The following is a 25,713-nucleotide window of genomic DNA, read 5'->3' on the forward strand; positions in this document are numbered from 1 at the left end:
CGTCGGTGTCGGTGATGTGCAGGAAGCAGTAAAGTATGCACTCGGGGAGTGAGACTGAGAGAAAATTTATTGAGGAAGAGATGAACCATATACCCACGGAAGCTATTCTTAGGAGGAAAAATGATATTTTTTAAGAGAGAGAATCGATTTGTTCTGGACTCATCAAGCATTATTGATGGAAGGGTCATCCATCTTTTTGAAAGAAATTTTTATGAAGGAAAGATAATAATTCCGACACTGGTGAGGACCATTGTTCGGAAATTCATCGGCACTAAAGGAGAGAGGGCGATAAATATATTAAAGAGGAATGCACGTGTTGAATTCGTTAAGGAAGAAGGTAACGGATTGGTCGAAGAAGTCTGTGTCCTGAAACTCGCACGAAAGAGACGCGCGAAGCTCTTCACCGTATCGGATGAAGTCTGTCGGCAGTCAAAATATTTTCCACAGGTCAGTATCATCGATATCCGCGATCTGTACAGGGTACTGACTCCGATATTCACGCCGGATAAGTTGATTACCGTCAGGATATTGAAGAGAGGATTGAATCACAACGAGGGTGTGGGCTATATCGAGGGGGTCAAGATCATCGTGGAGAACGGCGCTAAATTCGTAAATCAGACAGTCACGGCGAGAGTTAATACCATGCTGGCGTTTGAGACCGGGAATTTGGTCTTCTGTTCTTTGGCTGATACAAAGGACAACAAATCATTGGTTTTGACAAAGATGAAGCAGAAGAAGGGATAGAGACAAATGGAATACCTTGATACTCTGTTATCGAAACTTACGCTTGCTACAGGAGTGGCATATTCAGGAGAGGTATTGGAGATCATCCGGCGGGAATTGTGCGGTTATGAAGTGGAGGCGCGTACAGAACAGGACGGCAGCGTCATCGGGCATATTCCCGGCGAAAAGAATATCGGAGTTATGCTTGCCTGCCATGTTGATGAAATCGGATTTATGGTCAGCTCCATTGATGATGCGGGCCGGATAAGTTTCAGCGGCATCGGTGGTGTTGATGTACGTATTCTGCCCGGACAGGAAGTGATTGTTCATGGAAAGAAAAAACTGAGAGGATACATCGGGGCGAAGCCACCTCATCTGATGACCAAAGAGGAACGCAAGAAGGTTCTTCCCATGGAGAAGCTGTTCGTCGATGTCGGACTGGAGTGTGCCGAGGTTAAAGAACTTGTGAGAATCGGTGATTGTATCTCTTTTGTCGGGACTTATAAAAAACTACAGGGAGATTTACGGAGCGTGAAATCATTGGATAATCGTGCGAGTGTCGCATGCAGTCTCCTGGCGTTCAAGGAACTTGTTCGGTCAGTACCTGCCTGCAATCTCTATTTTGTAGCGACGAGCCAGGAGGAGTATACCGGCCTCGGCGCCAGAATCCACTCGTATCGGCTTCCTATCCATTATGCCATAACCGTTGATGTGACATTCGGGGAATACCCCACCCTGAAGGACTACCAGTATTTTCCGCTGAACAAAGGGCCGGTGATAGGCCGCGGAGCGACGATTCCTGAAAAGCTCTATGATCTGCTTATCAGGACCGCGGAAGAACTGGAGATTCCATATCAGATCGAGCCGCTTCCTACGTATACGGGGACTGATGCCGATGCAATAGCATTCAACCGTGAAGGTATTCCGACCTGTGTCATAGGAATTCCGATCCGCTATATGCATACCCCGGTGGAGGTGGTTTCACTCAAAGATATCATCCGCGCCAAAGAATTGATTGTCGGCGCCATTAGAAGATTGTGAATGAGAAGAGAACTTTCTCGCAAACCGGGTTGTTGACATCATTACGTTTTTGGATATAATAGAGGGTCTTTGTATAACATAGAGGTGTTGATTATTTTACTTTTCCGGATTTTTGTTTAAATTATAAGTCAACTGCAGAAGGAGGTTAGCCAAAATGTCTGAGAAAGACGACAATATTATGGATAAAATCGCCGATTCTAACAAATCAGTCATCACGGGCATCGATGAAAAAGAGATCGAACACTGGATAACGATTTCCATTCTCGGCAGGAAGTACAAAGTTCCTGCAGGCCTCACAATCATGCAGGCGATGGAATTTGCAGGTTATCGGTTCATCCGCTCCTGTGGTTGCCGCGCCGGATTCTGCGGTGCCTGTACAACGGTTTACCGGATAGAAGGAGATTATCGTTTAAAGACGGCCATGGCGTGCCAGACCAGGGTCGAGGACGGTATGTATCTCACCCAGATACCTTTTACACCGGCTGAACGGGCGAACTATGATATAAACAAACTTTCTGCGGGGATCGAGGCTTTTCTCACCCATTATCCAGAGATATTACGATGTCTCGGCTGTAATTCCTGCACCAAGGCATGCCCTCAGGATATTGATGTGATGGAATATATCGCCGCCGGAAAACGGGGTGATATCAGCTTGATGGCTGATTTATCATTTGATTGCATTATGTGCGGTCTTTGTGCGATGCGTTGTCCGGCAGAGCTCGCTCAGTATAATTATGCTCAACTCGCAAGGCGTCTGCACGGAAAATACGAGACTCCACCACCTGATCATCTACTCAACAGGGTTAAAGAGATTGAAGAGGGGAAATACAAGGAAGAGCTTGATAAACTTATGAGTACGAGTACTGATGAGTTGAAGAAGCTTTATACTTCCCGGGATATAGAGAAGGCATAAAAGGAGGAAAGAATGGCTGAGTTAAAATTTATCGGTGGCTACCCTGAGTATATGCGGAAGTTGATCGACAATGTAAATCGGACAAGGGCACAGAGAAAAGATTATATCCCCAAAGCGATGACGATGGAAGAAAGGGAAGAGGTTTTGAAGGTGCACCCTGATTTTGCACCGGGCGGTAAAAGAGCGATCTCCATCGGTCCGAATAAAGGGGATATGGCTCCGAATGAAGTCGTGGATTTGATCGAAGCCTATCCATTGATAGGGGGTAATGAAGTCGATTTAAGTAAGCCCGATTATGTGGTGGATCTCCTTATCATCGGCGGTGGTCTTGCCGGTACAACCGCTGCTGTGTGGGCGAATGACCAGGGTATTGAAAAGGATAAGATTCTTCTCGTTAATAAGTTGAGGCATGGTGATGCAAATTCGATCATGGCTGAAGGAGGCACCCAAGCCGCCGACCGCGAGAACGATTCTCCTGCCCGCCATTTTTTAGATGCCATCGGCGGCGGTCATTTCACCAATAAGCCGGATGTGCTGCGTGCTCTTGTTGAAGACGCTCCTTTGATAATGAAATGGCTTTGTGATTTAGGAGCGATGCTTGACAGAGAAGAAGACGGTAGTTTTGTGGAGAAGGCGGGTGGTGGAACTTCACGCCGAAGAATGCACGCCTGTAAAGATTATACCGGTCTCGAGGAACTGCGGGTCATCAGGGACGAATTCAGAACACGGGAGATTCCGTACCTTGAGTACTCACCGGTCATCGAATTTTTGACGGATGGAAATCGTGTGACCGGCGCGGTGTTGTATAATCTTGAAACACACGATTATAAGATCGTTCAGGCAAAAGCAACGATTCTGGCGACAGGCGGTTTCGGCAGACTCCATGTTCGGGGTTTTCCGACGACCAACCATTATGGCGCGACCGCCGACGGTGTCGTGCTCGCTTATCGGGTGGGAGCAAAGCTGCGTGATACAGATACAGTTCAGTACCATCCGACAGGAGCTGCATATCCACAGCAGATCATCGGCCTTCTCCTTACGGAAAAACTGCGTGGTATGGGGGCTCAACCCGTGAACAAGGACGGTGAGGCATTCGTCTTTCCGCTTGAACCCAGGGATGTCGAAGCAGCGAGCTTTATCCGTGAATGTTATGTCAGGAACAAAGGGGTTGTGACTCCGACGGGTATGCGTGGTGTCTGGCTTGATACCCCGATGATCGAGCTCAAGAACGGCGTCGGTGCCATTGAGAAGTCATTCCCCGGTATGTTCCGGATGTTCAAACGTTTTGATATTGATATGCGTAAAGATCCGGTTCTTGTTTTCCCCACTCTCCATTACCAGAACGGTGGTGTCGAAACCGATCCATGGGGTAAGACGAATATTGATTGTCTCTGGGTCGCCGGTGAGGTCTCCGGCGGAGTGCACGGTAAGAACCGATTGATGGGCAATTCAACGCTTGATTGTCTTGTTTTCGGAAGAAGAGCCGGTATTTCTGTGGCGGAATATTTGAAGAGCGCACCCCAGCATGGAAAGATGACACTTGCACATCTCGATAATTATGTAAAGTTGTTGAAAGAAGCAGGTATCGAGACCACCCGTAAGGCGCCGATACTTCTGCCTGATTATCGCGGTAAAGCCGTACTCGCCCGGATGATCGACGTATTTTAGAAACAATCCAGGGTTGACAGATAAACAGCAGGGGTGGTTTCAACCACCCCTGCTGTTTTTATTTTCTTTCCTTAAAAACCAAGCCAGGATTGAATTTGCCGGCTATTCCTTCAATAATTTCAATTTAGCCCGGGCGTTTTCCAGATATCGTTTGACGTCTTTATAATCGGGGTCGAGTTTGATGACTGCATTCCACTCTTTTATTGCCTGCTCCAGTTCGTTGTTCAGATAGCATTCTATTCCTTTGAGATAGTGGGTTTCACAGTATTTTTTTTCTTTTTCTGAAAGAGAAGAAGGGGTTTTTTTATCCTTTACCTTACCTTTCGGGATTTTCTCTATCGTGGTTGTTTTTTTGACGACGATCGGCTGCTCGACCAGCAGGGTTTCAAGAACAGTGACCTCTTTTACGATTACCGGTGGGCTGAAATTCACCTCGAGTAATAACTTGGTTTCTTCTTCGAAAAGGAGCTGCCATTTTATAAAGTCACGGAATTTCACACTTAATTCAGCGACAAACCGTTCAGGATGATAACCGCCGCTTAATTGAATGATGAAATTCGCCACAGGCTGGGCGACTCCGAGTAGAATGTGCGGGATGAGTTTTTGCCGGGATATCGAATCCTCGAGTTCAAGCGTGCCGGTGAATCTGTTCAGGGTATATGACAGACCGGCTCTCAATACCCTGTTGTTTTCTAAGAGATTACTGTAATCAAAGCCGAACTTCAAATCTCTTCTGTACCAGAGACCGATATCGCACAGGAGGTTTCTGTTTTCGTTTGCTCTTTCGTTGATCCCCAGATTCGCGCCGAGGGATAGAGGTATGGTATTGAAATGGTATGCAAAACTCAGCCAGTTTTTTCGTTCGGTCTCGGCACGCAGATTCGAAAATGCCATACCCCATGTTCTGAAACGTGCACCGCAGTTAAAGACCGCGATGTCGCCAATGCCTTTCGGCTCAATCACAACCTGGTAATCACCTTTGTATAAGGTGAAGGCGGGATTCGACAGGGTATAGTAGCTGATCGGGAATGATGCGGGAGTGAGGGTGCAGGAGAAGAGAAGGACGGGGATTATGTGAATCATAGTTCTTCGTTCACAAATTCGAAGAGGGTTCTTACACCGAATCCAGTACCGCCTGCCGGCGTATAAAAGCCGCTCTTTTCACTGCTTTCTTTTCCCGCCATATCGATGTGGAGCCACCGGGCATTATCCACGAATGATTGGAGAAAGACCCCCGCGGTGATGGCTGATGCTTTTCTGCCTCCGGAGTTTTTCAGGTCTGCAATCTCGCTCTTTAGCTGCTCGCTGTATTCTTTGAACAGCGGCAACTGCCAGAGATGTTCACCACTTCTTTTCGACGTTGATAACAACTTGTCGATCAGTCTCTGGTCATTACCCATCACCGCCGCTGTAAGATCGCCCAGGGCGATGACACAACCACCGGTCAGGGTGGCGATATCGATGATCGTTTCCGCCTTCTGTTTTTCCGCATAGCATATCGCGTCAGCTAAGGTCATTCTTCCTTCGGCGTCGGTTGAGATTATCTCAATGGTTTTGCCGTTCATCGCCCGCACCACATCACCGGGCCGCGAAGCCGAACCTGAGGGCATATTTTCTACAGCAGGGATGAGGGTCATTAGATTTATTCTGGCCTTTGCACGGGCAAGGGCGATGGTTGCACCGATGACCGCCGCACCACCCGCCATATCACCTTTCATCGCTCCCATTCCCGCCGATGGTTTCAACGATATTCCACCGGAGTCGAACGTCACTGTTTTTCCGATCAGGGTCGTCAATGGTTTGTTGCTGTTTTTCAATCTCAGTATTATCAGGCGCGGTTCATTACAACTGCCCTGGGAAACCGACAATAATGCCCCCATACCAAATTTTTCAAGGTCTTTTCTATAGAGACATTTGAAACCTATCACCTTACTCAAACCAGTGGTTTTGATGAGTGTTTTGATCCTTGTTTCCAGTTTTTCCGGAGTCAGATTATTCGCCGGTTCATTAATGAGGTCACGGGCGATATTCTGGGATTGAGCGAGTATTTCACCGATTTTCAGTCCTTTTTTGAATGGTTTGATCTTCTTCTTGTCTAATTCAACGATTGCAAATTCTTTAATCTGCGAATTTTCTATCTTCTTATATTCTTTGAATTGATAGAGCCCCAGGATCGTGCCTTCGACAAGCGCCTGACAGGCTTTTTCCGGAGCGATGCCGCCGATGCCTGCTCCGTGTACAATCGTGCCGATTCTTTTCGCCCTTATTTTCCTGCAGGCATGTGCCGCTGCGCCGGCGATCTTTCTGAGCTGCTCAAGGTCGAACTCTTTCTGTTTCCCCAAGCCGACCACAAGAACCCTTTCCGTCTTCAGCTTTTCCGGTGTATGGATTATCGTGGTTTCAGCGAATTCTCCTTTTATCTCACCTTTTTTTATGAGTCGTGAGATTATGCCGTTGAGCGCCCTGTCCACGGCACCGGTCGCACCGCCGGGGGAGGTCACTCCTTCAAATAGATTAACAATGATTACATCACCTGCGAAATCCGTGATTTTTTGGTTGATTATTTCTATTTTCATAAGTTTAAGTATATCGTAAATCGAATGGTTGTCAAGATTCACTCGCCTGCAGGTTGACTTTTAAACTTACTTATATATAATTCTTTATGGCGGAAATAAAGCTTTCCAGAAGAGCAGAAGATATGCCGTATTCAGCAATCCGTAAACTGGCACCTTTTGCTGAAGAGGCGAAGAAAAAGGGTATTCATGTATTTCATCTCAATATCGGACAACCGGATATCGATACTCCACCTGAGATATTCGAGGCGATTGCACACTATCGGGAAAAAGTACTTCGCTACGGACCGTCGGCAGGGCTTCTTGAGTTGCGTGTGGCGGTCGTCGATTATCACAGAAATCTGGGATTTGATATTGATATTGATAATGTATGGATTACGACCGGAGGCAGCGAAGCCATTCTTTTCGCAATGATGACGGTGTGCGATCCCGGAGATGAGATAATCGTCTTTGAACCGTTTTATACAAATTACAACGGACTGGCGGTGATGTCGCAGGTTAAACTTGTTCCCATCACAACCGAAGTCGAGAAGGGTTTTCATCTACCTCCGAAAGAAGTTATTGAAGAGAAGATCGGTTCAAAGACAAAAGCGATATTGATCAACACCCCCAATAATCCTACGGGTACGGTCCTTACTGAAGAGGAGATGTTTATCATCAACGGCCTGTGCAAAAAGTACGGACTATTTCTGCTTTCGGACGAGGTGTATCGGGAGTTTGTTTATGATCAGAGGACGCATATAAGCACACTTTCACTCTCAGAGATCGAGGATCGTGTAATTGTAATGGATTCCATATCAAAGCGGTTTTCAGCCTGCGGCGCCCGGGTCGGTTCGATTATCAGTCGGAACAAAATGATAATGGATCGCCTGCTTAAATTCGCCCAGGCGAGATTGTGTCCGCCGACCCTTGAACAGGTCGGTGCAGTGGCTGCTTATAAGAATATCGATAAATATATAAAGCCGATGATTGAAGAATACGAGTTGCGCAGGAATATTCTTTTTGAAGAACTTCCGGCGGTCCCCGGTGTGTACGGTCATAGACCTGAAGGTGCTTTTTATACGGTATTGAGATTGCCCGTGGACAACACGGATAAATTCTGTGAGTGGCTTTTGACCGATTTTAATCACGAGAACAAGACCGTTATGCTTGCACCGGCGAACGGCTTCTATTCTTCTCCGGATAAAGGTGTGAACGAGGTCCGCATTGCTTATGTGCTGAAAGAGAAAGACTTGCGCGAGGCGATTAAGGTTCTGAAAGCCGCCCTCCAGGCGTATCAGGGTTGAGAAGAAAGGTGCATGAATCCTGTTGTGCGGTTGCAAAAGTGCGGCGTCGCGCTTGTAAGAATTTTACCTTTTAAGCTCGCTGACAGGATTGCCGGTTTGTTGGGGCTTGTCTTCTGTTATTTTGCCGGAGAAAAGAGGAATTACATCAGGAAAAATTTACAATATATCTTTTCAGACCAGAAGATTGAATCTGAGATGTTCTGTTATTATATAAAGAGAACTTTTATGAATTTTGCACGTACGATGGTTGATTTTTTCAGGCTGGATTTCATCGGGAAAGAAGATTTCGACGTTGAAGGTGTCGGGATATATCATGCATCAGAGGCCCTGAAAATGAAACGTGGATGTGTTCTTCTCACCCTCCACCTGGGAAACTGGGATTACGCCGGTGCTTATCTCGCGGCCCAGGGTTTGGCGGTCAGTGCTTTAGTGGAAGAGACCGAGCCTGAGATGTTCGCCCTCTACACAAAACACCGTGAACGGACCGGGATGAAGACCTTTCCTGTTTCCAGATCCGCTTTTGCCTTTCTTGATGCGATAAAGAATAATCGGATACTTGCGGTACTGGCTGACCGTGATATTCAGAAGAACGGACTAACCGTGGATTTCTTCACCGGCAAACGGAAAATCCCCAGGGGGTTGGCGGAGATCATCGTGAAGAAGAAGATCCCGGTTGTATTCGCGTATATGGCGTTGAACCCGCCGACAAAGCGTCATCGTTATATCGGCGTAATTGAACCGCCTTTTGTTTTTGAAGGCGGTGTTGAAGATTTCAACAGATTGATGGTGAAGAAATTCGAATCGATCATACGAAGATATCCTGATCAATGGTTTGTCTTTCATCCGGAATGGATCGAATAGATGGAGAGTCGGATAAAGGTTAAGATTATAGGAAAATCCATTCCCCGTTATCACAGTGAGCATGCGGCGGGCTGTGACCTCTGTGCGTGTATTAAGGAAAAGATTGTTCTTGAACCCGGGCAGTTCTGTACTGTTCCGACAGGGCTGAGGATTGAACTTCCCCGAGGATATGAAGCCCAGGTGAGACCGCGCAGCGGCCTTGCCGCCGTCAATGGAATAGGTGTTCTCAATGCACCGGGTACGATCGATGCGGATTATCGCGGTGAGATAAAGATCATATTATTCAATTTCGGAAGTGAAAGATTCGTCATTCAAAACGGCGATCGTATTGCGCAGATGATCTTCAGCCGCGTTGTCCGGGCGGAATTCATTCCCGTGGACAGACTGCAGGAGACAGAAAGAGGTGAGGGAGGTTTCGGACATACAGGAATATGAAGATACTGCTTGTTTCTGATACATTCTATCCCCATACCGGCGGAGTGCCCGAGCATATGCTCTATCTCTGGCAGAACCTGCGGAAGTTCGGTCACGATGCAAAGGTCCTTGCTCCATCATTCGGCAAGAATTATCCGTATGTTGATGAGAACATAGTGAGAATAGGCCGGGCGATAAAAATTCCGAAGAATAAATCTTTCTCCGTTATTACGATCGGGCTGACGATCCCCTGGCGATTAAGACGATTCCTTGAACGGCAGAAGTTCGACGTCATCCATATCCACGGTCCGGTGGCGCCCGTACTGCCGTATTTTGCACTCAAATATTCACAGGCGAAGAACTTTGTCACCTGCCATTCAGCCCATGAGGAGAGTTTCGGTTATCTGCTCTGGGAACCGGTGCTGGAGCAGTATTTCAGAAAGATCGACGGAATGATCGCTGTTTCTGAAGTGGCGCGGGATTCGGTTTCCAGATATTTCCCGGGTAATTACAGGATTATCCCCAATGGCATTGATACCACCCGGTTTCACCCTGCAGTCAAACCTCTGCCCGAGTTGGAAAGATATTCACCCAAGATTCTTTTCGTCGGCAGGTTCGAACCGAGAAAAGGTCTTAAATACCTCTTGCAAGCCTTTCCTTTGATAACCAGGGAGTTTCCCGGAGCAAAACTCATCGTGGTCGGCAGAGGGATTCTTGAACGTTTCTACCGCCGCTATGTAGAGGAACATATAAAAGAGAGTGTCATCTTTGCAGGGCACGTAAGTCCTGAAGAATTACCCCGTTATTATGCATCCTGTGATATCTATTGTTCTCCGGCGACAGGGCAGGAGAGTTTCGGTATCGTGCTGCTCGAGGCGATGGCGTCAGGCAAGCCGATCGTGGCTTCTGATATTCCCGGTTATCGGAAGGTCCTGGAGGATGATAAAGAAGGGGTGTTTTTTAAAGCTTGCGACGCCGAGTCACTTGCCGAAACCGTGGTCCGTCTTCTGAAGAACAGGAAGAAGATGGAGGTTCTGGGAGAGAACGGCAGGAAGAAGTCTTTGAAATATGATTGGAAGATCGTGACGAAAAAGGTGCTTGATTTTTATCAGGAAGTTTTAGAACAGGGAAGGTAGCAGGTGTGGGCGACATTAAAAAACAGGGATTTTTCAATATTCGTCTTTTCCCAGACCATAAGTCAATTCGGTGACAAACTGGACTACATCGCCCTTATCGGGGTGATCGGTCTTTACCCCGGTGCCAGAACTCCCTTTCTTTTATCGCAACTCGCCATATTTATGACACTGCCGGTGCTCATATTCGGTCCGATAGCCGGTGTGCTTGTCGACCGTTGGCATAAGAAGAAGGTGATGGTCGTCTGCGACACCCTGCGGATGGTCTGCGCTATTTTGATCCCGATATTGTTTCTTTTGACAAAGAACATCTATCCGGTATTCGGGGTTGTCTTTTTTATGTTTCTCCTTACCCTGTTCTTTAATTCCGCACGGAGTGCGATAATTCCGAACCTTGTGCCGCACGACGGTATTTTAAGGGCGAATTCCGTGGTCAATTTCGTGGGCAGGGGAGCGACTTTTCTCGGTATGTTGACCGGCGGTTTTATCGTTGACTGGCAGATGTGGGATAAGTTCATCGGACTTGCCGGATGGATCGTCGCTTTTATCCTCGATGCGCTCACTTTCGGTGTCTCGGCGGTTATGCTCTATGTGATGAAGGTGAGGTTGCCGGAGATAAAGAAACAGGAACAGCATTTAGAGGCGCGGGGGTTCTTGCTTCTGGTCCGTAACGGTCTGGTCAAGGTCTGGAAAGAACTGAAACATGCAGTGCAGATTATATTGAAAGAAAGGAATCTCGGCTTCACCATGATTTCAATCCTGCTGCTGATCATCGCCGGAAGTATAATCTATGTTCTGGTCATCCCGACGATACAGAAGGAGATGGCATGGGGCACAAGGGGGGTTGGATTTCTCGCCGCCGTCGGTGCACTCGGACTTTTATCCGGTGCCTGGCTGGTGGGTGTTTTCGGCCATCATTTTGATCTGAAGAAATTAATCATCGTCTGTTTTATTCTGTTGGCGGGCACCTTATTTGTTTTTCCTTTTTTGAATCATCTCTGGATGTTCGCCGTGGCGGTCTTCATCGGAGGTATTGCGATATCACCGGTATTCATCGGTCAGGAGACCTTGATCCATCGTTATGCAGATGAGTTCGTCCGCGGCAGGATGTTTTCCATACGGGACTGGATATTGAACGGCTCGTTCGTGGCTGCGGCTCTGGTTGTCGGTTTTCTCGCGACAGTCGTTGCAAAGAATTTTCTCTTTTATGTATTCGGCATTTTACTGGCGGTGCTTGCTGTCGTAAGCTGGTTGATCCTTGCGCGTGGTAAAGGCTCTGCAGTTTCACAGGATAACGCCTAAATTCCAGTTTTGTGGAACCTGGAACAGGCCGGAACAGTTCGAGAGCTTCTTGAAATTTTTAAGGTCGTGTGGTATAGCGGCCGTTCTGCCCGGTGAAGAGAAAGAGGGGGTGGTGATTACCTTTGATGATGGAGAAAAGAGTGTTTATGAGTATGCATTCCCCATTCTCAGGAAATATAATATGAAAGCCGTGGTTTTTCTGATTGCCGGATACGTGGGCAAAACGAATATCTGGGACCTTTCGTTGAACGGAGAACGTACCGCACACTTGTCCTGGAATGAAATTATTGAAATGAGGAATTACGGAATTGAATTCGGTTCTCACACAATGACACACCGCAATCTGACGAGGCTGTCTCTTCCTGATCTTGAATATGAACTCTTTGAGTCGAAAAAAATACTGGATGAGAAGATCGGCGGATGCGATTGCGTCTCGTATCCCTTTAATCGGCTCAATGAACAGGTGATCAGGGTTGCAGGTGAAGCAGGTTATAAATTCGGTTTCGGAGGCGACGGCGGTAATGCCCTTGCTTTGAAAAAAGAAGCGATATATATAACAGACACCGTCGGTACTTTGAGAATAAAAATTTTCGAAAGACCGATCCTCCAGTATGGATATGAACGGCTGAAGCAGAAGGTGATTAACTATTTTACGATAGCCACCATGCTCAGCCAGAAGAAAGTGTATGCCAAAAACAGGAGTTGAAGATGCACAGGAGTTTTATATTATTATTTGCTCTTTTACCGCTGCTCTTTGCTCAGTCAAGTGACTCGCTCGTTGACCGGGCTGTAGAGCTGTATTTAACCAGGCATCAGAATTTTGAGAATCTTTTCAAGAGCAGGGATATTCTTGAGGAGGTCGTAAACTCGGAACCTGGAAATGTCCGTGCGTTATATGAACTTTCGAGAGTCTTTTATCTGCTCGGCGATGCTGCGGAGACCAAGGAAGAGAAACTGGAGCTGTACAACAAGGGCAAGGAGTATGGTGAAAAGGCGATCAAAGCCGATGATGATTCAGCGTGGGCGCATTTCTGGTATATGGTTAACCTCGGGAGGATAGGTCAAACCAAAGGCGTACTGAATTCACTGGCATTGGTTCCTGAAATAAAGAAGGAGATCGACAGGGTGTTGAAACTTAATCCTGAACATACCGGTGCATTTGACGCCCGGGCGATGCTCTATTATGAACTTCCGTGGTTATTGGGCGGTAACCTTAACAAATCGATCGAGGCGCTGAATCGTGGGCTTGAGATTGATTCAAATTATACTGTTCTCTATATTGATATGGCGAAGGTTTATATCAAGAAGAAAAACTATGAAAAGGCACGCTGGTACTTGAATAAAGTCCTGCAGATAACGACTCCCACGTATGAAGCCGATTATGTGCTCATTCACAAACCAGAAGCGAAAAGACTGCTCAAAGAGATCGAGGAGAAGGAAAAATAAATATTGACTACTTGTAAATTCGATATATGATTATAATGTTATGACATATATACATCATTTAGAGTGCTCAAAGTGCGGCAATAAATTGGAAGCGGATCGCCGCTGGAATTTGTGTACTTTCTGCGGTAAACCTCTGGTGGTTCTGTATGACTTAAAGAAGATAAAGAAGAAGGTGAAGAAAGAGGATATACTGCTGAGACCTCAAAACCTCTGGCGTTATCACGAGTTATTGCCGATACAATCATTGGATGATGTCATCTCACTGGGGGAGGGATATACTCCCTTGATTCACGCCGCGCGGCTCGGTCAGGTTCTGGGATTCGATAATCTGTATATAAAAGATGAAGGCAGGAATCCGACCGGTTCTTTTAAAGCACGCGGTATGGCGGTGGCTGTTTCACGGGCGCGTGAGCTCGGGGTCACCGAACTTTCACTGCCTTCTGCAGGAAATGCCGCCGGTGCAATGAGCGCCTATGCCGCTCTCGGCGGATTGAAGGCGCATATTTATATGCCGCGCGATGTTCCCAAGACGTTCATCGTCGAGTGTATTGCAAGAGGAGCCCAGGTTCAGCTCGTCGACGGGCTCATCAACGAATGCGGTCAGCGTGCTGCAAGTGATGCAGCACAATACGGATGGTTTGATATGTCGACACTCAAAGAACCGTACCGTATCGAGGGCAAGAAGACCATGGGTTTTGAGATCGCTGAGCAGATGGGCTGGACATTACCGGATGTCATAATATATCCGACCGGAGGCGGTACAGGACTTATCGGTATGTGGAAGGCATTTGAGGAGTTGAAGAATTTAGGATGGGTCAAGTCTGCACTGCCCAGGATGGTCGTTGTTCAGGCAAAAGGTTGTGCTCCGATTGTGAGGGCGTTTGAAGGCGGTATGGAGTCGGCGGCACCCTGGCGGGAAGCAGAGACCATTGCCAGTGGAATCCGGGTGCCGGCTGCGATCGGTGATTTTCTTATTTTACGTACGATCCGCGAAAGCCGGGGGACGGCGGTTGCGGTTTCTGATGAAGATATGATGGAGGCGATAACCCAGATAGGAACCACAGAGGGAATATTCTGTTGCCCTGAAGGAGCGGCTACACTCGCCGCTTTCAAACAATTACGCAGTAAAAGATGGATCAAGGATAATGAAACAGTGGTCCTTTTCAACACCGCTACAGGCATCAAGTATGCCCACCTGTGGGTGAAAAATCTTCGTTTGTAATAGAAAGGTATAAAAGTTTTTAATGAGAATGGGTGATTTTTTCACCTCTCTATTTCGACTCGACCGTGAAAACAGACAGCGGAGATACGGATATGCCGCTGGTGTCATCAGTATTATAGTAAACATCATTCTTTCACTCGTGAAGTTTATCATGGGAATGGCGGTGAACAGTATCTCTCTTATTACAGACTCGATACATTCCCTTTCCGACGTCGCCACCTCGTTGGTGGTAATCATCGGTTTCAGGATTTCGACGAAACTTCCCGATCATAAGCATCCCTTTGGTCACGGTCGTGCAGAGCGGGTCGTCTCGATCATCATCGCCTGCATGCTCATCATCGTCGGCTTTGAGTTTTTTATCCAGGGATTCCATCGAATGCGGAATCCTGTTCCCGTGGAATTCAGGTGGCTTGTTGTTTTGATTCTTTTTATCACAGTTATCTGCAAAGAGTGGCTTGCACGCTTCACTTTTAAACTGGGAAGAAAGATCGATTCTTCAGCGCTGCGGGCTGATGCATGGCACCACCGCGCCGATGCCGTTTCAACAGTTCTTGTAATTATCGGATTTATAATGTATCGGTTCGGGCTTTATTATGTAGACGGAATTTTGAGTATACTGATTGCGTGTTTTATCGTATATACAGGTCTGGGGATCATTAAAGAATCATCCAGTTTTCTCATCGGTGAGGCACCTTCAGCGTCGTTTATCAACAGAATCAAGATGATCGCTTTGAAATGCGACGGCATAAATGATGTGCACCACATCCATGTCCACGACTACGGCGGAAAATATGAGATAACGGTCCATATCAGATTGAAACCCGATACCCTTCTTGATGAAGCCCATAAAAAAGCCACCGAAGTGGAAGAGTGTATAAAGGAGTTTATCGAAGGGGCAGAAGTGACTGTCCATGTCGAGCCGGAAGGTGATGATGGTCACAGGTAAAAGCGGTAATCAGGTCGGTATTAAGATTCGGCCGTTACGCATCGAAGATTATGATGATCTCATTCGGTTGTGGAATGAAGCGGGATTACCTTATAAACCGGAAGGTCGGGACAGGAGAGAGAAAATCGCCGTTGAATTGAAACACCCCACTGCTGTATTTCTCGTTGCAGAGAAAGGCGGTATCTTGATCGGCTCGGTGTTCGGTACGCACGACGGTAGAAAGGGTTGGATAAACCGGCTTGCGGTCGCTCCGGCGTATCAAAGGCAGGGGATCGGTCATCGACTGGTGCAGGAGGTTGAGCGCCGTTTCGGAAAGATGGGGATAGAGATAATCGCCTGCCTGATTGAAGAGTGGAACAAAGTGTCCATGACGGCGTTTGAAAGGATGGGATATAAACGCCATTCCGATATCATCTATTTTACAAAAAGGAAGGGGCCGAAGGTTTAACCTGCGGCTTTAAAATCTTCTTGACAAAAGTTCTATATCGGATATAATGATTCAAGCTGTGACCGTAGAGGTTTGCCTTTTTAGCATTTTTAAAATGTGAATAAAGGTACGATGGCTTGAAAGGAGGACATTTGGATATCTACGGTAAGGTTAAGTGGTTCGATAGTAAGAAAGGCTTTGGATTTATAGAGAAAGAAGACGGCTCCGGTGATGTGTTCGTTCACTATGCAGATATAGTGGGTGATGGTTATCGGGTCCTTAGAGAAGGCGAAAGAGTTAAGTTTGAAATTACATCAACACCAAAAGGTGATAAAGCCTTGAAAGTCGAACGAGTAAGCGAATAAAAGAGACTTAAACCGTCTCGCAGGGGGTCTGGCTCAAACCAGACCCCCTGTTTTTTTAGGTAGTTGTTCATATTGACATAAAAAGTAATTTAGTTATAATTCTATGTGCAGTGGGAGCGTATTGCGGACGTAAATTTGAATCGTCTCGATGAATCCCTGAAATTTTTAGAAGATTTAATCAGATTCGAACTTGCGAATCAAAAATCTCTTGATTTAATCAGAAACATAAGAAGAGAATTTTTGAATATCAAGAGGAATCTACCGTGGTTTGAAATCATCGGTCACCGCAAAAGCCAAAAGGATCCGGGCAGGCATGGTAAGTTTGACACCCGGACCGACTCTTCTTTGAAAGAACTTGTTATCGCCAACTTTACACGTGCAAAGGAGTCCTGTCGCATTCTCGAGGAACTTACCAAGAGCGGAACACTGGGCATAAGCCGCAGAGTGAAAGAGCTCAGGTTCAAAATTTATGATCTGGAAAAGACTGTGGCAGCTATACTGGCAAAACAGTTCGATCCCTCATTGTATGTGATTCTCGATGAAAGGTATTTAGGTTTCCACAGGATAGAAGATCTTGTGAGCATCTTTGAGAAAAACGGCGTTACAATGATTCAATTGAGAGCCAAGAGATTGACGGCCAGGAAGTTTTACAATTATGCAGTCAGGATTAAGAAGGCGATAAGGGGTGACGGTTTAAAGTTCATCATTAACGACCGTACCGATATTGCTTTAGCCTGCCGCGCCCATGGAGTTCATTTAGGACAGGATGATTTTAATGCCAGGATCGCCCGTGAGATTCTTGGAGAGAACTATATAATCGGGGTTTCGGCACGGACAACAGAGGAAGCGGAAAGAGCGGTGAAACAGGGAGCGGATTACCTCGGTGTCGGTGCTGTTTTTAAAACCGTGACCAAAGCCGACGCTGTTGTATGCGGTTTGAAGACCCTGCAGAAGATCTGCAGGAAGGTCAATATCCCGGTGGTGGCGATCGGCGGTATCAACGCCGGGAATTTTCAGCGTGTTCTTAAAAGCGGCGCCGCCGGTATCGCGGTTTGTTCATATATTTTCGACGGAGATATCAAAAGAAAGATTCGTGCATTGACACGAAAAAAATAATGGTTATAATTGAATAGAATATGTTATCTCAGAACATAATCACCCCAAAAACAAGGAGGTTTTATGGATTTGAAGATATCCGCAAAAAATTTTCAACTCACTGATGCTCTGGAAAAATATGCACAGAAGAAAATCTCCAAACTGGAAAAGTACTCTCATCACATTATAAAAGGGGATCTGATTTTTGAAAAGGATAAGTCTTTCAGCATCGTTGAATTGAATCTTTCTGTCAAACATTCGACTGTCATAAGTAAGGTGAAGAATCACGATATCTATCAGGGGATAAATGAAGTCTTCAGAAAAATCGAGCGGCAGTTGATTAAATATGAAGAGAAATTCCGTGAAAGAAAGAGGATCGCCCAGAAGACAAGGCGGAAATGAAGAAGATAACAGTAGAAACTTTGTATCGTGAAAAGAAAGATGAATTTTCGTTTGAAATTCTCGTCGGCGGGGAGTATTTAAAGACAAGAAAGATAACAACCTATGATATCTTCAGACCCGGTATGGCTCTTGCCGGATATACCGGTTATTTCCTCGGTGACCGTATCGCCATCATCGGTAAGACAGAGGTTTCTTTTTTAAAGACGTTGCCGAAGAGAATAAAAAGCCGTCGCATCGCCACTGTTATGCGGCTCGTTGAACCCTGCATTATTGTCGCCAAAGGGCTGGCGATCGATAAGAAGTTTCTTGAAGAGGCAGAGAAACGCAAGATTCCGATTTTACGGACTCCGATGTCAACGACCCCCTTCATTCATAAGCTCTCGACATACCTCGATTATAAACTTGCTCCCACGAAATATATTCAGGGTACACTCGTGGACATCTATGGTGTCGGAGTACTCTTGATCGGAAAACCGGGTACGGGTAAGAGCGAATGTGCTCTTGATTTGATCGAGAGGGGGCATCGTCTCGTTGTCGATGATCTTGTGAAGATCATACAGCGGGGGAACATCCTTGTCGGCTCAGGTGCGGAAAAGAGTGATCGTTTGAGGCATCATATTGAGATTCGGGGCGTCGGGATTGTGGATATTTTTCGAATATTCGGTGTCAAATCAGTGCGTCTGAGAAAACGTATCGAGGTTGTTATTGAGCTGGTACTCTGGGATGAAAGTAAAGGCGATTTCGACCGTGTCGGTCTGCAAAGAAAGACGAAGACGATTCTTGATGTTAAAATCCCCCGTTATGTTGTTCCTCTTACACCCGGCAAGAATATATCGGTTATCGCCGAAGTGATTGCCATGAATCATCTGCTTGAACTGCGTGGTATCCGACCTGCTGAAGAATACGATAGAGAACTGCGGCGTGTTCTGTCTCAAATGGAAACCCCCAGTGTGCACTATGATGAAGATATAGAGTAAGGACGGTATGGTACGGGCGATCGTCGTCGGACATGGTAAATTCGCTGAAGTTATGGTCAGTACGGCTGAACAGATAGTCGGAAAACAGAATCATGTCGAGATTATTTCCAATACAGGACTTTCCTGTAATATGTTGAATAAGAAGATTGCAGAGGCGGTTGATAAAGACAGAGAACAGGAGAGCTTGATTTTTCTGGATCTACCGGGCGGCAGCTGTACGATAAGCTGTTATGCATTATTAAAAGAGAATAGAGAATTGAACATCATAAGCGGTGTGAATCTGCCGATGCTCATTGAATTTTTTGTGCTGCGTGAAAAACACTCTGCACGGGAACTTATTCCCATTTTAATAGCAAAAGGAAAAGAGAATATTATTCAGTTAAGGTGTAGAAATGAATAAAAAGATAAAAAATCTGGGGAAAGTTTTTGAATACGCCGCCGAGAAATTTCCGGATAAACTGGCTCTCAAAAAAGGAGATACCGCTTACACGTATCGGCAACTCAAGACAGAAGTGATAAAACTGAAGAATTATCTTCTTTATCTTGGATTGAAAAAGGGAGATAAGTTTGCGGTGCTGGGTGAGAACCGACCTGAATGGGCGATCGGATATCTGGCGGTTGTAAGGGCGGGATTGGTTTGTGTCCCTGTGGATCGATTGCTTTCAGAGACAGAAATTCTTCATATCCTTCGGCAGAGTGAAGCCAGAGGGATTGTGGTTTCTGAACACTATCTGGAAAAGATCGAAAACGTAAAAGAAGAATTGAAGAATCTGGAGTTCATCATTCGGATGGATGAAATAAAGAAGCTGAAGTCGACGCGGGAATTTTCTGTACCGGAATTGGATCCGGATTCATTGGCGGTGTTGATATTCACTTCCGGAACCACCGGTACTTCGAAGGCGGTTATGTTGAGCCATACAAATATTTTCAGTAATCTGATCGCAATCGACAGTGCGATCAGGGTGGATGAGAATGATACAATGGTTTCAATCATTCCGATGCACCACACATTTGAAGGAACGTGCGGCTTCCTGTATCCCCTTTATCAGGGCGCCACTGTTTATTACCCGGCGAGTTTGAAACCGAAAGACCTTCTGGCTGCAATGGAAGAAGCCAAGGTTACCTGCATCATCGCGGTGCCGCTCTTTTTCGAGAAATTTCTCGGAGCGGTTTATAGAAAAATATCACATTCCCCGCTTCCCACAAAGATTCTGTTTAACACGATTAAAGGGATAGGTTCGGCTTTTAAATTTTTGCGCAAACCGCTCTTTGCAAAGGTCCGTAAGGAGATGGGACTCAGTAATCTGCGTATCGCCTGTGCCGGCGGCGCCGCGCTTACTGAAAAAGTGGCACGCGGTCTGGAACTTTTCGCCCTGCCTATTATTCAGGGGTATGGTTTGACAGAGGCTTCACCGGTGATATCGGTGAGTCCTCTGGAAAGACCCAAGAATAGATCAGTGGGGATTCCTATCCCCGGGGTAGAGGTCAGAATAGATGCACCGGATGAAAACGGTATCGGTGAGGTTGTGGTACGGGGTCCGAATGTAATGCTCGGCTATTATAAAAACAAAGAAGCAACTGATAAGATTCTGCGTAACGGCTGGCTTTATACCGGCGACCTGGGGTGGATTGATAGAGAAGGATATCTTTATATCACCGGTCGAAAAAAGAGTTTGATCGTGACACAGAGCGGTAAGAATGTTTATCCGGAAGAACTGGAAGAAAAGTTATTGAAGAGTCAATGGGTGAAAGAAGTCCTTGTCGTACCGCGTATCGAACCGGAAACCAAAAAAGAACTGATCTGCGCCTTGATCTTTCCGGACTACGAATTGCTTGAAAAATACAGTATTTCAGCCGATCTTACTCTTACAAAAGAGGATATAGAAGAACTCTTTAAAGAGGAGATAAAGAAGGTAAACGAGGAGTTACCCTCTTACAAAAGAATCACACGGTTCGAATTGAGGGAAGAGGAGTTCCCCAAGACGACGACCCAGAAGATCAAGCGTCATCTCTTTATTGATCGGGGACTCAGGGTTTAATATATATCCTTCTTTATTCGGTTACTTTATAGACCTCGTCCTTTTCGTGAACCGGTTGTTCGACCTTCAAACCCACTTCATTACCTTTCTTCGCTTTTTCGATATTTTCGTGTTCAACCTGCATCGAGTTTATTGTTTGGGTGAAGTCGGTATGTTTCCCTTTGATATGGATCGTATCACCGACCGCCACTTCGTCGTCGGTTACTTTCAGAACCGCCACACCGATCTTACCGAAATAGTGGGTGATCGTACCGATTAATTTTTCCATTCATCCTCCTTTTTTCGTTCTATTCTACTCATAAAAGTATGAGTGTCAATATTTTATTAAGAAGGCGGTCTTATTGACAAAAAAAAATTTTGGATTATAATAAGTTTGTAAGGAGGCTTATGATTTTTGTTACTACGCTTGATTGTATACCGGGTAAGGTCGATGAATTGAGAGAAATCATTCGGAACCTCGAATTGCCTGAAGATATCAAAATCAGGGAATTTTTAACCTTGTTCGGTAAACCCGACTTTTTGCTGACCTTTGAGGCTCCTGATGAAGAACGGGCGATGTCTTTTATCCTGAAATTTGTTTCGGTCGCCGTCCCCAAGACGTCTGTAGGTGTATCCGTGGAGAAGATGTGATGCGTTCGTTGCTTCAACGTCTGGCAGAGGAAGAGGGCGTTTCGGTCCGGCATATCGGAAAGGGACTGAAGAACGGCCGTATCGTTCTTATCAAGAACAAAAAACATCGTATCAAACCGCTTCTGATCGGAGAAGGGTTGAGAGTGAAGATAAACGCCAACATCGGTACCTCACCCGATATCAGCAGTTTGAAGTACGAGTTAAAGAAATTGAAGGCAGCGGTTGATGCCGGAGCAGATACAGTAATGGATTTATCCACGGGCGGAAATATCAATCGAATCAGGAAGGAAATCATAAATGCTTCCGGAGTTCCTGTAGGTACTGTGCCCATTTACCAGGTGGCGATTGATGCCCGGAAAAAGAGGAGGTCATTTTTAGACGCATCGGTGGATGAGATTTTCGATGTGATCGAGCAACACCTTGACGATGGTGTTGATTTCATTACCGTGCACTGCGGCGTCACCAGGGAGAGTATCAGGGGTTTGAAACGGAAGAAACGGGTTTGTGGGATTGTAAGTCGAGGCGGTTCGATGATGGTTGAATGGATGGCTTACAACAAAAGGGAAAATCCACTGTATGAATATTATGACAGATTACTGAAACTTGCAAAAAAGTACAACGCCACACTGAGTCTGGGCGACGGACTGCGGCCGGGTGCAATCGCCGACGCCACTGACAGATATCAGATAAAAGAGCTTATCGTCATCGGTGAGCTCGTAAGATGGGCGCGTGACGAAGATGTTTCCGTTATGGTGGAAGGTCCGGGCCATGTGCCGATCAATGAGATTGAAGCCAATATTCGACTCGAAAAGACGATATGTGAAGGGGCGCCGTTTTATGTACTGGGCCCATTGGTGACTGATGTCGGAGCCGGCTATGACCATATCGTCTCAGCCATAGGTGGAGCTCTTGCTGCTTATTATGGAGCGGATTATTTATGTTATGTAACACCATCCGAGCATCTCGGTCTGCCTGATGTGGATGAGGTGAGGGAAGGGGTTATCGCGGCAAGACTCGCCGCACACGCAGCCGATATCGCCAGAGGAAACAGTAAGGCGAAGAAGAGGGACCTTGAGTTATCCAGGGCGCGGTATGCACTCGACTGGCGGCAGATGCTGAATCTTTTGATCGATAAGAAGAAAGCAGAGAAGATATTCAAACGTTCGCCTTCAAAATCGAATATGACCTGTACTATGTGTGGAGAATTTTGTGCGATGAAAAAAACAAAAGAAGTTATCGGGAGGTCATGATGGATATTTTAAGAGAAGAACTTCGTGAAAAAGAAAAGAATTTTACGATAAAGGCATCCAGGACAGTTGTGGTCTTCTGTATATTGCTGGAACTTTTATATATCTTCGGACTGATTTTCAAGTTTTTGTATATCCCGGAATTGATCGTACTTCTTACAGCCGTTCTTCTCATCAGTGGGTTTGTTCTGTTTATTCTATGCAAAAGAGGCATCTTTTCGAGTATAATGCCCTATTTGATAATGATACTGACGATACTGGTGCTAAGTATATCACTCGGATTTATCAACCCCAGTTTAAGAATTCCGTTTTTCTTGATATATTTTTATGTTATTCTTCACCCTTCTATATTTCTCGGTAAAAAATACGGTATCTTAGCTACTTTTCTTTCTATCATATCTTATCTTGTTGTGGTGCTTCTCACCCAGGCGAAGTATCCTTATGTCAGTCTGCAGACCGAGGCGATGAGAATAGTTTTTCTGACCGTCATCGCTCTGCTTCTGATCTTTGAGTTTGATAATGACCTGAAGAGAATTTTTGAGATACGGAAAGTGGCGGGGATGGCGGAACATGGTGATCTTACGGGAAGAATCGAGATTACAGATGATAAGGATGATATCGCCTTTCTCGCGCATAGTTTCAACCGGGTTCTGAAGACTGAGGCTAATCTCGTAAGATTGATTATGGATATAGTGGAGAGCCTGACCGATATGAGCGAACAGATCGCCACCACCGCGAGTGAAATGGCGGCTTCATCGTCTGAGATCGTACATACGACCCAGAAGATGACCGAAGGAATCAATGAACAGCATCTTGAACTCGACCAGACGATATCAACCGGTAAGACCCTGAGCGAGTTGAGTTTCGATGTCGTCAGCAATGTGAAGAAAGTTGAAGAATTTTCAGTGAGCGTTTCAGACAGTGCCGGCAACGCCATTAAACAGAGTGATGTGGTGATAAAGAATATCGAATTGATTGGAGAGAGATATTCTTATTTGATCTCTTTGATGTCGAAGTTGCAGGAAATATCTTCCACGATAAACAAAATAGTCAATACCATCGATTCTATATCAGAGAAGATTAATATCCTTTCCCTCAATGCCTCGATTGAGGCGGCTCGTGCCGGTGAGGCGGGTAGAGGGTTCTCAATCGTCGCCGATGAAGTTAAAAAGCTTGCGGACAGTTCCCAGGAATCGGCATCAGAAATCGGGCGTATTATAAAAGAGATGATGGAGTCCATAAAGACGGTTACGGTAAGTACCGAAGAAGTGAAGAAGGCGATCAACGACGGAAGCGTCGTCATTAAATCAACAGTGGATTTTTTGAGGTCCATATCCAATAATGTACTGGAGCTGAATGAGGCGATAAAGAATATCAAAGAGATGATTTCCAAAGAGGAGCAGCAGATTACAGATATCATCAAACAGGTTGAGGGGTCACACAGTATTGCCGAGGAGAACACCGCGGCGGCTCAACAGATTCTGGCTTCGCTTCAGGAACAGTCAGCCGCAACCCAGGAGTTTTCCGCAACGAGTCAGGAGTTGGTTTCCGTCGCGAATAAGTTGAAAAAGATGATAAAGACGTTCACCGTTGAAAAGACCGGCGAGAATTAGTCTTTTTACAGAAATAAGATGGCGGATGTTCTGATTGTTGAAGACAAAACGAGTTTCGGTGAGATGCTCAAGGGTAATCTTGAGGATGCTGAGATATCCGTAGCCTGGGTCAGGCGTGGAAGGGAAGCCCTGCAATTCTTCAAAAAAGAAAAATATGAAATAGCTCTCATCGATTTAAGATTGCCGGATATCGACGGAATTGATCTACTCCGTCAGTTTAAGAAATTCGACACCGACACCAAATTTATTATAATGACCGCATTCGGCTCGATCGAAAAGGCGGTCGAGGCGATGAAGCTCGGGGCTTATGATTTTATCACCAAACCGTTCGACATCGAACAGCTTATAAATCTGCTCAGCAGACTTCTTAAAGAACAGCGGTGTTTTTACGAAAATATTATCCTGCGGGAAGAGACGGAGAAACTGCACGGTTTCCAGATCATCGGCAGGAGTGCGGCGATAAAGAAAGCAGCGGAGTTACTTCAGAAAGCGGCACCGACCGATGCCACTGTATTGCTTCTCGGAGAGTCTGGTACGGGCAAAGAGCTCTTTGCCCGGGCGTGTCATATGCTGTCGAATCGGAAAGAAAACCCTTTTGTACCGATCAACTGTGCTGCAATCCCTCGTGAACTGCTTGAAAATGAACTATTCGGTTCGGAAAAGGGTGCTTTTACCGGTGCGACCGCCAGGAAACTCGGAAAGTTTGAACTCGCAAATAAAGGAACTATTTTTCTGGATGAGATTGGAGACCTTGATCTTGATTTACAGGCGAAGATTCTGCGCGTTCTTCAGGAAAAAAGTTTTGAAAGGCTCGGAGGCACCTGTTCGATAAAAGTAGATGTGCGGGTGATTGCGGCGAGCAATAAAGACCTTCTGAAACTTGTCAGGGGAGAGAAATTTCGGGAGGATTTATATTACCGTTTGAGTGTCTTTCCGATAACGATTCCCGCGCTGCGTGAAAGAAAAGAGGATATTCCTCTGCTGGTTGAACACAATCTGAAAAGGTTGCATTCGCCAAAGAAAATTTCTGAAAAGGCTTTATTGAAATTGCAGGATTATGATTGGCCGGGGAATATACGGGAACTGGAGAATACTATTGAACGGGCGGTGATCCTCGCCGGAGATATAATCAAACCGGAACATATATTGCTGCCGGAGACAAAGGTTTCGTTTTCTGATCTAAGCGGGGTGCAGACTTTACGCCGGGCTGCAGAACAAGGGCGTGCGATCGCCGAAGCGGCGCTTATTAAAAGAACCCTCTTGCAGACCGGGGGGAATAAGTCAGAAGCGGCTCGCCGCCTGGAGATATCTTACAAAACACTTCTTAACAGGATAAAAGAGTATAAGAAAAAAGGGTACTTATAGACCCTTTATTTGATATTCTCAATAC

27 protein-coding genes are annotated in these 25,713 nt (G+C 45.9%); 24 read left to right on the forward strand and 3 right to left on the reverse strand.

Going from position 1 to position 25,713, the window contains the following annotated elements; all coding sequences use genetic code 11:
• Window positions 1–120: 120 nt before the first annotated feature.
• The 4 genes from ENI34_06195 (at window position 121) to ENI34_06210 (ending at window position 4,345) form a co-directional block, all read left to right on the forward strand.
• The gene (locus tag ENI34_06195; GenBank protein ID HEC78716.1) at window positions 121–744 is read left to right on the forward strand and encodes a hypothetical protein; all 624 of its coding nucleotides are present in this window, start codon (window positions 121–123) and stop codon (window positions 742–744) included.
• A gap of 6 nt (window positions 745–750) precedes the next feature.
• The gene (locus tag ENI34_06200) at window positions 751–1,764 is read left to right on the forward strand and encodes a M42 family peptidase (GenBank protein ID HEC78717.1); all 1,014 of its coding nucleotides are present in this window, start codon (window positions 751–753) and stop codon (window positions 1,762–1,764) included.
• 220 nt (window positions 1,765–1,984) lie between these two features.
• Window positions 1,985–2,677 carry a 4Fe-4S dicluster domain-containing protein gene (locus ENI34_06205; GenBank protein ID HEC78718.1) on the forward strand — a complete coding sequence of 231 codons (693 nt, stop codon included), beginning with the start codon at window positions 1,985–1,987 and terminating at the stop codon, window positions 2,675–2,677.
• Window positions 2,678–2,689: 12 nt separating this feature from the next.
• A complete protein-coding gene (locus ENI34_06210) occupies window positions 2,690–4,345 on the forward strand; it encodes an FAD-binding protein (GenBank protein ID HEC78719.1) in 1,656 nt (551 codons plus the stop codon).
• A gap of 102 nt (window positions 4,346–4,447) precedes the next feature.
• On the opposite strand, the gene ENI34_06215 is transcribed toward ENI34_06210, so the two are convergent.
• Together ENI34_06215 and ENI34_06220 are read right to left on the reverse strand one after the other, a co-directional pair.
• Window positions 4,448–5,428: a hypothetical protein gene (locus ENI34_06215; protein ID HEC78720.1), complete on the reverse strand. Its 981-nt coding sequence runs from the start codon at window positions 5,426–5,428 to the stop codon at window positions 4,448–4,450.
• Entirely contained in the window at window positions 5,425–6,921 is a 1,497-nt protein-coding gene (locus ENI34_06220; GenBank protein HEC78721.1) for a leucyl aminopeptidase, read from the reverse strand. The genes ENI34_06215 and ENI34_06220 overlap by 4 nt, the downstream gene beginning before the upstream one ends.
• A gap of 95 nt (window positions 6,922–7,016) precedes the next feature.
• On the opposite strand from ENI34_06220, the gene ENI34_06225 reads away from it, so the two are divergent.
• The 16 genes from ENI34_06225 to ENI34_06300 all read left to right on the forward strand — a co-directional run bounded on the left by ENI34_06225 (window position 7,017) and on the right by ENI34_06300 (window position 20,833).
• Complete coding sequence (locus tag ENI34_06225; GenBank protein HEC78722.1) at window positions 7,017–8,204, forward strand: pyridoxal phosphate-dependent aminotransferase; 1,188 nt, start codon at window positions 7,017–7,019, stop codon at window positions 8,202–8,204.
• Between the two features lie 12 nt (window positions 8,205–8,216).
• Window positions 8,217–9,065, forward strand: a complete 849-nt coding sequence (locus tag ENI34_06230; protein ID HEC78723.1) for a hypothetical protein — start codon at window positions 8,217–8,219, stop codon at window positions 9,063–9,065.
• Window positions 9,066–9,500, forward strand: a complete 435-nt coding sequence (locus tag ENI34_06235; protein HEC78724.1) for a dUTP diphosphatase — start codon at window positions 9,066–9,068, stop codon at window positions 9,498–9,500.
• Window positions 9,497–10,615 (forward strand): glycosyltransferase family 1 protein, encoded by a 1,119-nt coding sequence (locus ENI34_06240; GenBank protein ID HEC78725.1) that lies wholly within the window; start codon window positions 9,497–9,499, stop codon window positions 10,613–10,615. The genes ENI34_06235 and ENI34_06240 overlap by 4 nt, the downstream gene beginning before the upstream one ends.
• Before the next feature lie 3 nt (window positions 10,616–10,618).
• Window positions 10,619–11,914 carry an MFS transporter gene (locus ENI34_06245; GenBank protein ID HEC78726.1) on the forward strand — a complete coding sequence of 432 codons (1,296 nt, stop codon included), beginning with the start codon at window positions 10,619–10,621 and terminating at the stop codon, window positions 11,912–11,914.
• A complete protein-coding gene (locus tag ENI34_06250; GenBank protein HEC78727.1) occupies window positions 11,871–12,620 on the forward strand; it encodes a polysaccharide deacetylase family protein in 750 nt (249 codons plus the stop codon). Before ENI34_06245 ends, ENI34_06250 begins: the two co-directional genes overlap by 44 nt.
• A 2-nt stretch (window positions 12,621–12,622) precedes the next feature.
• Window positions 12,623–13,360 (forward strand): hypothetical protein, encoded by a 738-nt coding sequence (locus tag ENI34_06255; protein ID HEC78728.1) that lies wholly within the window; start codon window positions 12,623–12,625, stop codon window positions 13,358–13,360.
• A gap of 40 nt (window positions 13,361–13,400) precedes the next feature.
• On the forward strand, window positions 13,401–14,582 hold the full coding sequence (locus tag ENI34_06260; protein ID HEC78729.1) for a threonine synthase: 1,182 nt from the start codon (window positions 13,401–13,403) through the stop codon (window positions 14,580–14,582).
• 22 nt (window positions 14,583–14,604) lie between these two features.
• On the forward strand, window positions 14,605–15,528 hold the full coding sequence (locus ENI34_06265; protein HEC78730.1) for a cation transporter: 924 nt from the start codon (window positions 14,605–14,607) through the stop codon (window positions 15,526–15,528).
• Entirely contained in the window at window positions 15,494–15,976 is a 483-nt protein-coding gene (locus ENI34_06270; GenBank protein HEC78731.1) for a GNAT family N-acetyltransferase, read from the forward strand. The genes ENI34_06265 and ENI34_06270 overlap by 35 nt, the downstream gene beginning before the upstream one ends.
• Before the next feature lie 137 nt (window positions 15,977–16,113).
• Complete coding sequence (locus ENI34_06275) at window positions 16,114–16,320, forward strand: cold shock domain-containing protein (protein ID HEC78732.1); 207 nt, start codon at window positions 16,114–16,116, stop codon at window positions 16,318–16,320.
• Window positions 16,321–16,425: 105 nt separating this feature from the next.
• Window positions 16,426–17,436, forward strand: coding sequence for a thiamine phosphate synthase (thiE, locus tag ENI34_06280; protein ID HEC78733.1), 1,011 nt, complete (start codon window positions 16,426–16,428; stop codon window positions 17,434–17,436).
• A 63-nt stretch (window positions 17,437–17,499) separates the two neighbouring features.
• Entirely contained in the window at window positions 17,500–17,817 is a 318-nt protein-coding gene (gene raiA / locus ENI34_06285) for a ribosome-associated translation inhibitor RaiA (protein ID HEC78734.1), read from the forward strand.
• On the forward strand, window positions 17,814–18,794 hold the full coding sequence (gene hprK, locus ENI34_06290; protein ID HEC78735.1) for an HPr(Ser) kinase/phosphatase: 981 nt from the start codon (window positions 17,814–17,816) through the stop codon (window positions 18,792–18,794). The genes raiA and hprK overlap by 4 nt, the downstream gene beginning before the upstream one ends.
• 7 nt (window positions 18,795–18,801) lie before the next feature.
• Window positions 18,802–19,194, forward strand: coding sequence for a hypothetical protein (locus tag ENI34_06295; GenBank protein ID HEC78736.1), 393 nt, complete (start codon window positions 18,802–18,804; stop codon window positions 19,192–19,194).
• Entirely contained in the window at window positions 19,187–20,833 is a 1,647-nt protein-coding gene (locus ENI34_06300) for a long-chain fatty acid--CoA ligase (GenBank protein ID HEC78737.1), read from the forward strand. Before ENI34_06295 ends, ENI34_06300 begins: the two co-directional genes overlap by 8 nt.
• A gap of 13 nt (window positions 20,834–20,846) precedes the next feature.
• Here ENI34_06300 and ENI34_06305 read toward each other — a convergent pair whose 3' ends face one another.
• On the reverse strand, window positions 20,847–21,101 hold the full coding sequence (locus ENI34_06305) for a translation elongation factor-like protein (GenBank protein ID HEC78738.1): 255 nt from the start codon (window positions 21,099–21,101) through the stop codon (window positions 20,847–20,849).
• A gap of 119 nt (window positions 21,102–21,220) precedes the next feature.
• On the opposite strand from ENI34_06305, the gene ENI34_06310 reads away from it, so the two are divergent.
• From ENI34_06310 to ENI34_06325, 4 genes are read left to right on the forward strand one after another with little or no spacing between them, the layout of a single operon-like run.
• Window positions 21,221–21,463, forward strand: coding sequence for a hypothetical protein (locus tag ENI34_06310; GenBank protein HEC78739.1), 243 nt, complete (start codon window positions 21,221–21,223; stop codon window positions 21,461–21,463).
• A complete protein-coding gene (thiC, locus tag ENI34_06315) occupies window positions 21,463–22,713 on the forward strand; it encodes a phosphomethylpyrimidine synthase ThiC (protein ID HEC78740.1) in 1,251 nt (416 codons plus the stop codon). Before ENI34_06310 ends, thiC begins: the two co-directional genes overlap by 1 nt.
• Window positions 22,710–24,323 (forward strand): hypothetical protein, encoded by a 1,614-nt coding sequence (locus tag ENI34_06320; GenBank protein HEC78741.1) that lies wholly within the window; start codon window positions 22,710–22,712, stop codon window positions 24,321–24,323. Before thiC ends, ENI34_06320 begins: the two co-directional genes overlap by 4 nt.
• Before the next feature lie 18 nt (window positions 24,324–24,341).
• Window positions 24,342–25,688 carry a sigma-54-dependent Fis family transcriptional regulator gene (locus ENI34_06325; protein HEC78742.1) on the forward strand — a complete coding sequence of 449 codons (1,347 nt, stop codon included), beginning with the start codon at window positions 24,342–24,344 and terminating at the stop codon, window positions 25,686–25,688.
• The last annotated feature ends 25 nt before the right edge of the window (window positions 25,689–25,713 follow it).

It is taken from the genome of candidate division WOR-3 bacterium, assembly GCA_011052815.1.
Lineage (GTDB): Bacteria > Hydrothermota > Tepidihabitantia > SM23-42 > SM23-42 > DRIG01.

Bases quoted from the DNA above. Each gene is read 5' to 3' on its own strand.
- ENI34_06325 (HEC78742.1), top strand. From the start codon at position 24,342: ATGGCGGATGTTCTGATTGTTGAAGACAAAACGAGTTTCGGTGAGATG.
- ENI34_06300 (HEC78737.1), top strand. From the start codon at position 19,187: ATGAATAAAAAGATAAAAAATCTGGGGAAAGTTTTTGAATACGCCGCC.
- ENI34_06230 (HEC78723.1), top strand. From the start codon at position 8,217: ATGAATCCTGTTGTGCGGTTGCAAAAGTGCGGCGTCGCGCTTGTAAGA.
- ENI34_06310 (HEC78739.1), top strand. From the start codon at position 21,221: ATGATTTTTGTTACTACGCTTGATTGTATACCGGGTAAGGTCGATGAA.
- ENI34_06295 (HEC78736.1), top strand. From the start codon at position 18,802: ATGGTACGGGCGATCGTCGTCGGACATGGTAAATTCGCTGAAGTTATG.
- ENI34_06260 (HEC78729.1), top strand. From the start codon at position 13,401: ATGACATATATACATCATTTAGAGTGCTCAAAGTGCGGCAATAAATTG.
- raiA (HEC78734.1), top strand. From the start codon at position 17,500: ATGGATTTGAAGATATCCGCAAAAAATTTTCAACTCACTGATGCTCTG.
- hprK (HEC78735.1), top strand. From the start codon at position 17,814: ATGAAGAAGATAACAGTAGAAACTTTGTATCGTGAAAAGAAAGATGAA.
- ENI34_06305 (HEC78738.1), bottom strand. From the start codon at position 21,101: ATGGAAAAATTAATCGGTACGATCACCCACTATTTCGGTAAGATCGGT.
- ENI34_06220 (HEC78721.1), bottom strand. From the start codon at position 6,921: ATGAAAATAGAAATAATCAACCAAAAAATCACGGATTTCGCAGGTGAT.
- ENI34_06200 (HEC78717.1), top strand. From the start codon at position 751: ATGGAATACCTTGATACTCTGTTATCGAAACTTACGCTTGCTACAGGA.
- ENI34_06240 (HEC78725.1), top strand. From the start codon at position 9,497: ATGAAGATACTGCTTGTTTCTGATACATTCTATCCCCATACCGGCGGA.
- ENI34_06255 (HEC78728.1), top strand. From the start codon at position 12,623: ATGCACAGGAGTTTTATATTATTATTTGCTCTTTTACCGCTGCTCTTT.
- ENI34_06215 (HEC78720.1), bottom strand. From the start codon at position 5,428: ATGATTCACATAATCCCCGTCCTTCTCTTCTCCTGCACCCTCACTCCC.
- ENI34_06195 (HEC78716.1), top strand. From the start codon at position 121: ATGATATTTTTTAAGAGAGAGAATCGATTTGTTCTGGACTCATCAAGC.
- ENI34_06320 (HEC78741.1), top strand. From the start codon at position 22,710: ATGATGGATATTTTAAGAGAAGAACTTCGTGAAAAAGAAAAGAATTTT.
- ENI34_06210 (HEC78719.1), top strand. From the start codon at position 2,690: ATGGCTGAGTTAAAATTTATCGGTGGCTACCCTGAGTATATGCGGAAG.
- ENI34_06235 (HEC78724.1), top strand. From the start codon at position 9,066: ATGGAGAGTCGGATAAAGGTTAAGATTATAGGAAAATCCATTCCCCGT.
- ENI34_06265 (HEC78730.1), top strand. From the start codon at position 14,605: ATGAGAATGGGTGATTTTTTCACCTCTCTATTTCGACTCGACCGTGAA.
- ENI34_06270 (HEC78731.1), top strand. From the start codon at position 15,494: ATGTCGAGCCGGAAGGTGATGATGGTCACAGGTAAAAGCGGTAATCAG.
- thiC (HEC78740.1), top strand. From the start codon at position 21,463: ATGCGTTCGTTGCTTCAACGTCTGGCAGAGGAAGAGGGCGTTTCGGTC.